This window comes from Actinomycetota bacterium (genome assembly GCA_016700055.1).
Lineage (GTDB): Bacteria > Actinomycetota > Acidimicrobiia > Acidimicrobiales > Ilumatobacteraceae > Kalu-18.
Genome location: CP064997.1, coordinates 448,692 through 460,545 on the forward strand (window position 1 = coordinate 448,692; position 11,854 = coordinate 460,545).

The 11,854-nt window shown below is 69.4% G+C and carries 10 protein-coding genes; 2 read left to right on the forward strand and 8 right to left on the reverse strand.

Features of this window, described 5'->3' with window-relative positions:
• Positions 1-13 precede the first annotated feature (13 nt).
• Positions 14-1,279 carry a cytochrome P450 gene (locus IPM43_02210; protein ID QQS25229.1) on the forward strand — a complete coding sequence of 422 codons (1,266 nt, stop codon included), beginning with the start codon at positions 14-16 and terminating at the stop codon, positions 1,277-1,279.
• Here IPM43_02210 and IPM43_02215 read toward each other — a convergent pair.
• The 8 genes from IPM43_02215 to IPM43_02250 all read right to left on the reverse strand — a co-directional run bounded on the left by IPM43_02215 (position 1,276) and on the right by IPM43_02250 (position 11,008).
• Positions 1,276-1,893, reverse strand: coding sequence for a thymidine kinase (locus tag IPM43_02215; GenBank protein QQS25230.1), 618 nt, complete (start codon positions 1,891-1,893; stop codon positions 1,276-1,278). The genes IPM43_02210 and IPM43_02215 overlap by 4 nt on opposite strands.
• A gap of 29 nt (positions 1,894-1,922) precedes the next feature.
• Entirely contained in the window at positions 1,923-2,714 is a 792-nt protein-coding gene (locus IPM43_02220) for an endonuclease/exonuclease/phosphatase family protein (protein ID QQS25231.1), read from the reverse strand.
• A gap of 14 nt (positions 2,715-2,728) precedes the next feature.
• Positions 2,729-4,015, reverse strand: coding sequence for a CapA family protein (locus tag IPM43_02225; protein QQS25232.1), 1,287 nt, complete (start codon positions 4,013-4,015; stop codon positions 2,729-2,731).
• Between the two features lie 122 nt (positions 4,016-4,137).
• Entirely contained in the window at positions 4,138-5,667 is a 1,530-nt protein-coding gene (locus IPM43_02230; protein ID QQS25233.1) for an ATP-dependent DNA ligase, read from the reverse strand.
• Positions 5,668-5,717: 50 nt separating this feature from the next.
• Positions 5,718-6,755, reverse strand: a complete 1,038-nt coding sequence (locus IPM43_02235; GenBank protein QQS25234.1) for a peptidoglycan-binding protein — start codon at positions 6,753-6,755, stop codon at positions 5,718-5,720.
• Positions 6,756-6,911: 156 nt separating this feature from the next.
• The gene (locus IPM43_02240; protein ID QQS25235.1) at positions 6,912-9,746 is read right to left on the reverse strand and encodes a vitamin B12-dependent ribonucleotide reductase; all 2,835 of its coding nucleotides are present in this window, start codon (positions 9,744-9,746) and stop codon (positions 6,912-6,914) included.
• Positions 9,747-10,126: 380 nt separating this feature from the next.
• Complete coding sequence (gene nrdR / locus IPM43_02245; protein ID QQS25236.1) at positions 10,127-10,594, reverse strand: transcriptional repressor NrdR; 468 nt, start codon at positions 10,592-10,594, stop codon at positions 10,127-10,129.
• Positions 10,595-10,621: 27 nt separating this feature from the next.
• Complete coding sequence (locus IPM43_02250; protein QQS25237.1) at positions 10,622-11,008, reverse strand: LysM peptidoglycan-binding domain-containing protein; 387 nt, start codon at positions 11,006-11,008, stop codon at positions 10,622-10,624.
• Between the two features lie 207 nt (positions 11,009-11,215).
• On the opposite strand from IPM43_02250, the gene lexA reads away from it, so the two are divergent.
• Positions 11,216-11,848 (forward strand): transcriptional repressor LexA, encoded by a 633-nt coding sequence (gene lexA, locus IPM43_02255; GenBank protein ID QQS25238.1) that lies wholly within the window; start codon positions 11,216-11,218, stop codon positions 11,846-11,848.
• Positions 11,849-11,854: the final 6 nt, after the last annotated feature.

Here is an 11,854-nt window from a genome sequence, read left to right on the forward strand (position 1 = left end):
CTACGATCCGGCCATGGATGTCAAAGAGTTGCCGAAGGTGCCCGTCGACGAGATCGACTTCTCCGGCGAGGCGCTGTGGCTCGCCGACCGTGCGTACCGAGAGGGCGCATGGAAGACGCTGCGCGACGAGCGCCCGGTGGCCTTCTTCGAAGAGCGCGTGTTCGAGGGATCACCGTTCCCGCCCGGCCCCGGCTACTACGTGATCAGCCGCCACGACGACATCTGGCACGTCAGCCGCAACGCCTCGGTCTTCTGCAGCGGGAAGGGCTCGAACATCGGCGACATGCCCCAGGAGCTGAACGAGTTCTTCGGCTCGATGATCAACATGGACGACCCCAAGCACTTCCGTCTGCGTTCCATCGTGTCCCGCGGCTTCACACCGAAGGAGATCGCGAAGGTCGAGGGCTACGTCAAGGTGAAGGCGGCAGCGATCGTCGACGACCTGCTCGAGCGGTTCCCCGACGGTGAGTGCGACTTCGTCTCCGAGGTCGCCGCTCCCCTGCCGCTGCAGATCATCTGCGAGATGATGGGCATCCCCGCCGAGGACCACCAGCAGATCCTCAGCTGGACGAACGTCATCCTCGGCGTCGGTGACCCCGACTACGCGACGAGCTACGACGAGCTGATGGCTGTCGCGCTGCAGATGTTCGCCTACGCGCAGGCGCTCGGCGAAGATCGCCGGGCCCGGCCCGCCGACGACATCACGTCGATCATGATGAGTGCCGAGGTGGACGGCCAGAGCCTGACGGCGCAGGAGTTCGGCTCGTTCTTCATCCTGCTCGTCGTCGCCGGCAACGAGACCACCCGCAACGCGGTGAGCCACGGGATGAAGGCGCTCACCGACTACCCCGACCAGCGCCAGATCTGGTTCGACGACTTCGATCTGCACACGAAGACCGCCGTGGAGGAGATCGTGCGCTGGGCGACGCCGGTGATCCACTTCCGTCGCACGGCGACGGAAGACACCGAGATCGCCGGACACCCGATCAAAGAGGGCGAAAAGGTCGTCATGCTGTACTCCTCGGGCAACCGCGACGAGCGCGTGTTCGACGATCCCTTCCGCTTCGACGTGCGCCGTGCACCGCACCCTGCCCAGATCGGCTTCGGCGCCGGTGGCCCCCACTTCTGCCTCGGCGCGAACCTCGCCCGGCGCGAGATGACGGTGATGTTCGACGAGATCCGCACCCGGCTACCCGGTATGCGCATCACCGGCGAGCCCGCCTACCTGCAGAGCGCGTTCATCAACGGCATCAAGCGCATGCCCTGCGCCTGGCGCTAGTCCACCACCTCGTCCGGCCCGGTCTCGCCGGAGCGGTAGTGACGGCGGCAGAGCAGCTCGTAGTGAACGACGTCGCCGAACAGCGGCTGCGCCGGCGCGTCCTCGGTATCGCCGACAACCACCGTCTCGCCCTCGTAGACGATGGTGCCGTTGACCAGGCGGGCGTTATGCGTGGCCCGTGAGCCGCACCAGCACCGCGCCTCGACCTGCAACTCGATGCGCTCGTCGGCCACCTCGAGCAGGCGGCGGGTGCCCTCGAACAGGAGCCCGCGGAAGTCGGTGATCAGGCCGAACGCGAACACGTCGACGCCGAGGCGATCGACCACCTCGGCCAATTGGTCGCACTGAGCGGGCGAGTAGAACTGGGCCTCGTCGCAGACCAGGAAGTCGAGCGGCATGTGTTGCGCGGTCAGCTCGTAGAGGTCGAGGTCGGCATCCACCTCGACCGCCGGCGCCGAGACGCCGAGCCGGCTGCTCACCTGCGTGCCGTCGCGGTCGAGCTTGGTGAGCAGCATGCCGCGCAGTCCCCGCACGGAGAGGTTGTGGTGGATCTGCAGCGTGAGCGTGCTCTTGCCAGAGCCCATCGTGCCGAAGCTGAAGCGCAAGACGGCCATGTCCGACCGGGCACCCTAACGGCTGACGGCTAGGGCGTGGCGAGGTCGGCGACGACGGCGGAGTGGTCGCTCGCGACGACGCCGTCGACCGCAGTCTCCCCCGCACGCCAGACGCGCAGCGGATGGCCGGTGCGCCGCGGCCGAGGCCAGGAGACGAACACGTAGTCGAGGCGCCGGTTGGGCCACGCGGTGCCCGACTGGTACGGGTTGTCGTGGCGCCAGGTGTACCCGGCGCCTTCTCCGACGTGCTCCCACGCGTCGGACAGCACCAAATTGCGCACCGGCGACACTCGCCGCCCGGTGAGCATGCGGATCTCGTCGCTGTCGGGAACGGCGTTGAAGTCGCCGCCGATGATCACCGGCGGGTCACGCTCGGGGTCGCCGCGCACCGACGCGATCAGCTCCAACAACGCCGCGGCCTGGCGCTCGCGCACCGCCGAGTCGTCGAAGCGGTAGTCGAGGTGCGTGGAGATCACCGGCCACGCGCCCCACGGCGTGTCGAGCACGGCAACGAGCGCGCGACGGTGGCCGTCCGAGCCGTCGGCACGCGGCAACGCGACCTGCGACGAGGACACGATCGGCCAGCGGCTCAGCACGGCGTTGCCGAAGGAGACCCCGTCCATCTGCACACCCTCGGTGCGGACGGCTGTGCAGCCGAGCCCCGCGGCCAGTTCCTGCGCCTGGTCCCGTTCGTCGTCGGCCCAGACCTCCTGCAGGCAGACGACGTCGGGCTGCTCCTCCCCGAGCACGTGGGCGATGGCGCCTTGGCGCTGCTCCCACGGGCCGAAGCGCCACCAGAGGTTCCAGGTGAGCACACGCATCGCGATCGGCCGTCCTAGGGGAAGTACTCGCCGAGATGCTCACCGGAGCGCAGCAGCGACACCCACAGCACATCGCGCGTGGCCGCTGGCACCGCGGGGTCGGCGAAGTCGGTGATCGCCGGGCGCACCAACCAGCCCGCCCGCTTGTCGACCCATGTCGGATGCACCGTCGGGGGTTGGAAGGCGAACGTGCCGTCGGCCTGACGCGCCCCGGCGACGGTGACGATCGCACCATCTTGCGTGCTGGCCGGCCACGACTCGTTGACCGGCAGGTTCGAGATGTGGTTGCCGAGGCTGTAGATCACCCAGACCCCGTTCACCTGCTCGATCGGCTGAACCACGTGGGGTCCGTGCCCGACGACGAGATCCACCACGCCGCCAGCCGTGATCGCCTCGGCCACCGAACGCTGAGCCGCCGAGACCAGGTGTGACCCCTCGACGCCCCAGTGGACACTGACCACGACCACCTCGGCGCCGAGACGGCGGGCCTCGGTGGCGTCGGCGATGATCCGTGCCGGGTCGATGAGCGCCGAGCGCCAGACCTCTCCGGCCGGTGGCCGCCTGCCGTTGTACCACTCGGTGTACGACAGGTGGCTGACGGCGAACCCGTCCACTTCGAACACCGTCGGGCCGATCTCCTCGGGCGTGCGAGCCATGCCGGCTTGGGTGATCCCGACCGCGCCGAGGGCGGCGATCGTCGCCTCGATGCCCGTGATCCCCCTGTCGAACACGTGGTTCGACGCCGTCGAGCAGCGGTCGTAGCCGGCCTGCTCGATGGCGACGACCACCTCGGCGGGCACCCCGAAGCTGGGATAGGTGGACAGCTCCTCGCCGGGCGGCGCGATGGGGGTCTCCAGGTGACAGACGCCGAGGTCGACGGCTTCGACGATCGGGCGGATGCGCGCCAGCATCGGGACGAAGTCGTAGCCGACGCCGCCCGCGTTCTGCTGCGCGCGCGCCCAGAGCGGGCTGTGCCACAGGGCATCGCCGGAGAACGCCATCGTCAGCTCCGCCCCGTCGGGAGGCTCCGGCGGGCCGGGCGTCGTCGGCGACACCGGTAGCCCGGCCAACCGATCGGCAGGCACGCCGTCGGCGGCGGTGGCCGGCGAAGTGATCGAGCGCGGTCCGTCGAGCGGCGCCGGCATCGCCGCCACCAGATCGAGCGGGGTCGCACCGGGCGCGACCGCCGCAGCAGACCAGCTAGGCGCGGTGTCGGCGCCGAGGAAGAGCCCGACCGCCCAGGCGGCGAGGATCGCCACCAGCCCTACGGCGAGCAGACCGGCGTTGCGCTGACCCACCATCGGCCAAGCATCGCGCGCCGGCACCAAAGGCCCGCGGCACCCCGCGTTCTCGGTCGGATTTGTGACACATAGCGCGACTCATCCGACCGAGAACGTGAGGGGCGGGGCGGGGACGGGGCGGGTCATCTGGCCAGGCTGCGCACGCGCTCGATGGTGTCGGCCTCGGCGGCGGGCTTGTCCTGGCGGTAGCGACGCACCCGGGCGAAGCGCAGTGCCACGCCCCCCGGATAGCGGCGGCTCGTCTGCACACCGTCGACGGCGACCTCGACCACCAGCTCCGGGCGCACGTGCACGACGGTGGCACCGCCGTGCGGGCTCGACTCCGTGCCGAGGGCGAGCTGCTGCAGGCGCTCGGTCTGCCACGTGAGCAGCTCGTCGGTGAGCCCCTTGAACGTCTTGCCGACCATCACGAACGTGCCGTCGGGCCCACACGCGCCGAGGTGGAGGTTGGACAGCCATCCGCGCCGGCGCCCGTGGCCCCACTCGGCGGCCAGCACCACGAGATCGAGCGTGTGGACCGGCTTCACCTTGCGCCAAGAGCCGCCGCGGCGCCCGGCGTCGTAAGACGAGTCGAGCGCCTTGACGACCACGCCTTCGTGCCCGGCGGCCAGCGCGGCGTCGAGGAACTGCGCCGCGACATCCGAGTCCTGCGTCGCCGTGGCGGGGGTGACCAGCTCGGCCGGGAGCACTCTCGTGAGCACGGCGCGACGCTCGGCGAGAGGGCGGTCGATCACCGTCTCGCCGTCGGCGTGCAAGACGTCGAAGAACCACGGCCGCAGCAGCGAGCCCCGGCCGTCGCCGCCGGTGGCGGTGAGGTCGCCCATCGTGTCCTGGAACGCGCGCGGGCGGCCGTCGTCGGCCAGGCCGAGCACCTCTCCGTCGAGCACGACGTCGTCCACGTCCAGCCGAGCCACCGCGTCGACCACGCCGACGAGGCGGTCGGTGACGTCGTTCAGGTTGCGGGTGAAGATCCGCACCTGCCCGCCGCTGCGGTGGACCTGGATCCGCGCGCCGTCGAGCTTGTACTCGACCGACGCCGGCCCGGTCAGCACGAGTGCCTCGGCGACGCCCCCCGCCGGCGACGCGAGCATCGGCTGCACCGGGTGCAGCACCGCCAAGCCGATCCCATCTAGCGCCATCAGCCCACCGCGCCGTGCGGCAACAGCGGCGCCGGCGAGCGACCCGCTCAGCATCGCCGCCCGCCGCACGGCCGCGACGGGCACGTTTGCGGCGCGCGCCACCGCGTCGGTGAGGACGCCGGCGAGCGCACCGTGACGCAGCTCGCCGCCGACGATCGCGGCCAACATCGCCTGCTCCGGCTCTGTGGCACGGGCGAACAGATCGGTGAGGACGGCGGTCCGCTCCTCACGTGACCCTGCTCCGCGAGCAGAGACCACCCGCTCGAACGCGCCGTCCACGTCGGCGACGGTGAGCGTCGGCGCGGCGGCGGGCTCGACGCGCGCCCCCGACAAGGTGGCCCAGCCGACGCCGATGCGGCCCTGGCGCGGCTCTCCGACGAGGAACGAGATCACCGCGGCGAGCAGCTCTGTCGGCGTGGAGGAGACGAGCGCCGCCAGCCGGGCGACCTTGTCCCGCCGGCCCGGGGTGGCGGCGACGTCTCGTGAGGCGGTGGCCAGCTCGGCGAAGAGCACCGGAGCAGTCTGGTCGACCGGCTCGGCTCTAGGTGTCGGACAGCTTTGCTCTAGGTGTCGACCGGGCCGAGGCGCACCGCGGGCTGCAGATCCTCGGGTGGCATCGAAAGGCCGGTGTTGTGCAGGAAGATCGCCCGCGCCTGCTCGGGAGTGCCGCGGAACTCGAAGTGCATCGGGTCACGCAGCACCCGCGACTTGGGGTCGTTCGCGTTCTTGCAGCCCCCGCTCCAGCCGTAGCCACCCCAGTAGAGCCCCCAACGTTCGGCGATCTGCACCACCCAGCGGGGGATGTCCGTGGCCTGCGGCGTCGCGCAGGCGCTCTTGCCGTCGACGCCGCTGTAGGAGACCTCCGGGTTCAGCCACGAGTTCACGTCGACGGCCAGGCCGTAGGCATGGTTGGAGAGCGAGCCCGCGTCGAGGCCCTCACACGACTTGCCCGCGCTCGAGGTGCACCGGAACGCGTAGCTGCCGATGCCCGACACCTTGTAGCCGCCCGCCTGGATCTCGCGCACGAAACCCTCGTAGAGGGGCAGCGCGGCCCGCATCAACGTGATTCCCTTGGCCCGCACGTCGCCGATGGGTCCGGCGTTCGTCGCCATGCGCGCTTCCCAGTCGGCAAGTGCCGGCGAGCCGTTGTACGCCCAGCCGAGCCACTTCCACCCCGGCGGGGGCCACTCCGCGGAGCGGCGCTCGACACCGAGCCGGGCCGCAGTTGCCGCGTCTACCACTCCGGTGGAGGGGAGGCCCTCTGCGGTCTGGAAAGCCTTCACCACCGACGCCGTGATCGGTCCGAACTGGCCGTCGACGGCGATCGAATGGCCGGCGTCGGCGAGCGCTTGTTGGATCTCCCGCACGATGTTGCCCGACGCCCCCTGCGCGACGTCCACCCAAGGCAGCACCTCGCCGGCGACGGCGGCGGGGAACGGTGGCGTGCCCCAGCCCCGGCTCGGCGGGTCGCCACCGGCGCTCAGCAGGCAGCCGTCGACGTCACCGCTCGCGGCCTGCGCCGCGCTGCAGTACGGGGGCATCGTCGGCACCGTCCACGGCGTCGACGACACGCCGGCCGCGGTGGCGCGGCCGCTCGCCACCAGCGACAACAAGGTGAGGGCCGTGGCCAGAAGGGCACGAAGACCCGTGGAGCGCGAGCGAGTCCGCCGCGACGCTTGACTCATGCAGCCTGTATCGGCACCGATCCACCCCGGCTTGACCCGCAGGCCGCGCCGGGACCTCGCCGGGTGGGCGCCTCAGCTGCAGCCGCTGGTGTTACCGCAGCTCGGGCAGGCGTGGCAGCTACCCGCACGCACCATCTGCACCCCGCACTGCATGCAGATCGGTGCGTCGCTCTGGCGCACGACACCGCGGGCGGGCGTGTTGTCCTCGGGGGTGGCCGGCAGCGAGCCGTCGCGCATCTGCTGCACGAGCTCGTCGGCCGAGGGCACGCTCTTCGGGTCGGCGACCACCTCGTGGCCCATCGCGTTCTCGATCACGGACTCCTCGACGCCGGGCAGCGTCGGCTGCAGGCGCTCGTCGACGGTGAAGATGCCGAGCTCGGCACGCTCGTCGTAGTTCAGGTACTCGAGTGCCAGGCGGCGGAACAGGTAGTCGAGGATCGACGACGCGAAGCGGATGTCGGGATCGTCGGTCATGCCGGCGGGCTCGAAGCGCATGTTCGTGAACGCCTCGACGAAGGCCTTCAGCGGCACGCCGTACTGCAAGCCGTAGCTGATGCTCTTCGCGAATGCGTCCATGATGCCGCTCAGCGTCGAGCCCTGCTTCGACACGGTGAGGAACACCTCGCCGGGACGACCGTCCTCGTATTCGCCGATGGTGGCAAAGCCCTTGCAGTCCGCGACGCGGAACTCGAACGTGCGCCCGCGACGGCTGCGCGGCAGCTTGAGACGCATCGGCCGGGCGACGATGCGCTCGCGCTCGACGATCTTTTCGACCACCCGCTCGACGACCTCGGCACCGGAGGTGGCCTGTGCGGAGTCCTTCTTCGCGGTCGACAGAGGCTGGGCGACCTTGCAGTTGTCGCGGTAGATGGCCACCGCCTTCAGCCCGAGCTGCCACGACAGCAGGTGCAGGGCCTCGACGTCTTCGACCGTGGCCTCCTCGGGCATGTTGACGGTCTTCGAGATGGCGCCGGAGATGAACGGCTGCACGGCTCCCATCATGCGCACGTGGCCCTCGTAGTGGATGGTGTTGTCGCCCATCGAGCAGGCGAACACCGCGAGGTGGGAGGGGTCGAGGTGGGGTGCGCCGACGATCGACTTGTGGATGTCGACGTAGCCGACGATCTCGTCGACCTGACGAGCGGTGTAGCCGAGCTTGCGCAACGCCCGCGGCAGCGTCTGGTTGACGATCGACATCGTGCCGCCGCCGACGAGCTTCTTCAGCTTCACGAGCCCGAGATCGGGCTCGACTCCGGTGGTGTCGCAGTCCATCATCAGTCCGATGGTTCCGGTCGGCGCGAGCACGCTGGCCTGGCTGTTGCGCACGCCGTACTCCTCGCCGTCACGCACCGCCGACGCCCACGACTCGTGCGCCGCGGCAATCAGGTTCGCAGGCACCGCGTCGGCGGCCTCGATGTCGTGGGTGGCGTCACGGTGCATGCGCAACACGTTCAACATGTGCCGCTCGTTGTCGGCGAACCCGGCGAAGGGGCCCATCCTGCTCGCGATGCGAGCGCTGGTCGCGTACGCGTGGCCGGTCATCAGCGAGGTGAGCGCACCCGCCCACGCACGCCCATCGACGGAGTCGTAGGGCAGGCCGAGTGCCATCAGCGTGGCGCCGAGGTTCGCGTACCCGATGCCGAGCTGGCGGAACTGGCGGCTGGTCTCGGCGATCTTTTCGGTCGGGTAGTCGGCACGCCCGACGAGGATCTCTTGAGCGGTGAAGATGACCTCGATCGTGTGGCGGTAGGCGTCGACGTCGAACGAGCCGTCCTCGCCCAGGTACTTGAGCAGGTTGATCGAAGCCAGGTTGCACGCCGAGTTGTCGAGGTGCATGTACTCGCTGCACGGGTTGGAGCCGTTGATCCGCCCTGTGGCGTGCGCGGTGTGCCACTTGTTGATGGTGGTGTCGAACTGCATGCCGGGGTCGGCGCATTCCCAAGAAGCCTGGGCGATCTCTCGCCACAGCTCACGCGCCCGCACGGTGCGGACGGTCTCGCCGGTGGTGACCGCCGTGAGGTTCCAGTCGGCGTCGGCGAGCACGGCTTGCATGAACTCGTCGGTGACCCTCACCGAGTTGTTCGCGTTCTGGTACTGGACCGAGTACGAGTCGATCCCGTCGAGATCCATGTCGAAGCCGGCATCGCGCAGGACGCGCGCCTTGCGCTCTTCGCGCGCCTTGCACCACACGAAGTCCTCGACGTCGGGATGGTCGACGTTCAAGATGACCATCTTCGCCGCGCGGCGTGTCTTGCCGCCGGACTTGATCGTGCCTGCCGAGGCGTCGGCGCCACGCATGAAGCTGACCGGGCCGCTCGCCGTGCCGCCGCCCTCGAGCGGTTCGTAGCTGGAGCGGATCTTGGACAAGTTGATGCCCGAGCCGGACCCGCCCTTGAAGATGATCCCCTCTTCGCGGTACCAGTTCAAGATCGCGGTCATCTTGTCCTCGACGGCGAGGATGAAGCACGCGCTGGCCTGCTGAGGCACTCCCGCGACGCCGATGTTGAACCACACCGGGCTGTTGAAGGCCGCCCGCTGGGTGACGAGGATCAGCTTCAGCTCGTCGCGGAAGGACTCTGCCTCGGCGGTGTCGACGAAGTACCCGCCCTCGACGCCCCATGCGGTGATCGTGTCGGCGACGCGGTCGATCACCTGGCGCAGCGACGATTCGCGCTCGGGGGTCCCGAGGGTGCCGCGGAAGTACTTCTGGGCGACGATGTTGGTCGCGTTGAGCGACCACGTCGTCGGGAACTCGACGTCGAGCTGCTCAAACGCGACCGTGGAGTCCTTCCAGTTGGAGATGCGCGCGTCACGACGCTCCCACGCCACCTGGTCGTAGGGATGCTGACCGGGGGAGGTGAAATGACGGCCGATGCCGATGCCGAGACGGTCAGGGGCGAGGGACATGAGGTGATGCTCCTTCGAACAGTGAACCACAAGATGTGGTGGATCGAGCCCCCTTGGACGAGATCCCCACACAAGAAGTGGGAAGATTACAGCACTGTAGTTACAGCGCTGTCAACGATCTCCGACGGGCTGACGCGAGATCGTCACGTGAGCCCGCCGGGGAGCACCACCGTGGCTGCGGTGCGGCGAGCACAGGTTCAGGACACCCCGTCCCAGGCAGCGTGGCATGGGTGGTCTCCCCCAGGTCCGCCGCCCATCAGCCATGTCACCGCACCGCAGCCATTGCGTCATGAACCGTACGCAATCCTCCCTGTGGGGAGGAAGGGGACAAGGCTGTGAATTGCGGGGGGATTCTGTGGAAAACGAGCCGGAGGTGTTCGCTACGTGGTCGGCGGGTCGTGCTTGACGAGCAAGGCCGCCTCCCGCCAGAAGTCCTCTGCCGCGTCGAAGCTCTTGTAGACGCTGGCGAAGCGCAGGTAGGCGACCTCGTCGAGCGCCCTCAGCCGTTCGAGCACCGCCAGGCCGACCTCAACACTCGTCAGCTCAGCGCGCCCGGCGAGACGTAGCTCCTCCTCGACGCTTTCTGCCAAGCCGTCGATCGTCTCCAGGCTGACCGGGCGGCCCTTGCAGGCGGCGCGGAGGCCGGTGACGATCTTGGCCCGGTCGAAGGGCTCACGCCCGCCGTGGCTCTTCAGCACCGTCAGCAGCTGCTCCTCGACCCGCTCGTAGGTCGTGAAGCGGTGCCCGCAGCTCGGGCACTGCCGGCGGCGTCGGATCGCGGAGCCCTCGTCGGCGCTGCGCGAGTCGATCACCTTGGTGTCGTCGTGGTGGCAGGCGGTGCACTGCACGGCGCCGAATCTATTGCACCTCCTCTCTCAGCCAGGCAGCGTCAGCACCTGGCCGACATCGATCGTCGCGCTGGCGCCGTTGGCGGCGACCACGTCGTCGATCCACTTCGCCGCCTCGTCGGGCGCCAACATGCGCCTGGCGATCGACCACAACGTGTCGCCGGGCTGCACGACGTAACGCACCACGGCGCCCTCAGCACCGGCCGAACCGGCCGCACCGGCCGCGGGGACGGAGGCAGGACCGTCCCCACGGCCGGCCAGCACCGACTCGGCGCCCAGCAGGAGGGCACCGAGCAGGGCGACCGCGACGAAGAGGGTGACCAGGCGCCGACGCCGATACGTGGCCGCGCTCGGGTGCCCGGCTCGGGTGGGCTGGAGCTCGATCACGAAGCGGGGGTCGATCGCGATGGCCATTGGGGGGATCCCTTCTTCTTGCGGTGCCGAAGGCCGGCTTTGGGAGAGCGTGACGCAGGGGTGTGACAACCACTTTGTCCGAACGCCTGTTCGGCAACAGTACGGCGAACGCTCGTTCGTTGTCAAGGAGGTCGTCGAACGAGTGTTGGCGGAACGAGTGTTTGAAGATCGTTGATAATGGCGGCGAACACCCGTACGATGCAGTCCATGGTCGATGCCCAGCTCACCGCCCGCCAGCGCCAGATCCTCGACGTCATCGAGCAGTCGATGCGTGATCGGGGCTACCCGCCCTCGGTGCGTGAGATCGGCGAGGCCGTCGGGCTGACCTCGCCGTCTACGGTCCACAACCACCTCGCCCGGCTGCAGCGCGCCGGCTTCTTGCGCCGTGACCCCACCAAGCCCCGCGCGATCGAGGTGCGCTGGGACCCGAACTCAGGCGCGGTGTTCGAGCGCCGCCCGTCGCGCCACGTGCCGCTCGTCGGTGACGTCGCGGCCGGCACCGACGTGCTCGCGCAGGAGAACGTCGAAGAGCTGTTCCCTCTGCCGATCGACTTCACCGGCGACGGCGACCTGTTCATGCTGCGGGTCCGTGGCGACTCGATGGTCGGGTCGGCGATCCTCGACGGCGACTTCGTCGTCGCCCGCCAGCAGCCGACCGCCGAAGACGGCGACATCGTCGTCGCCGGCATCCCCGGCGAAGAGGCGACCGTCAAGACCTACCGGCGCCGCGGCGACGTCGTCACGCTGGTGCCCTCCAACGAAACGATGAAGCCGATGCAGTTCGCGTCACACGACGTCACCATCTTCGGCCGCGTCGTCACGGTGATGCGCAGGCTCTGAGCCACC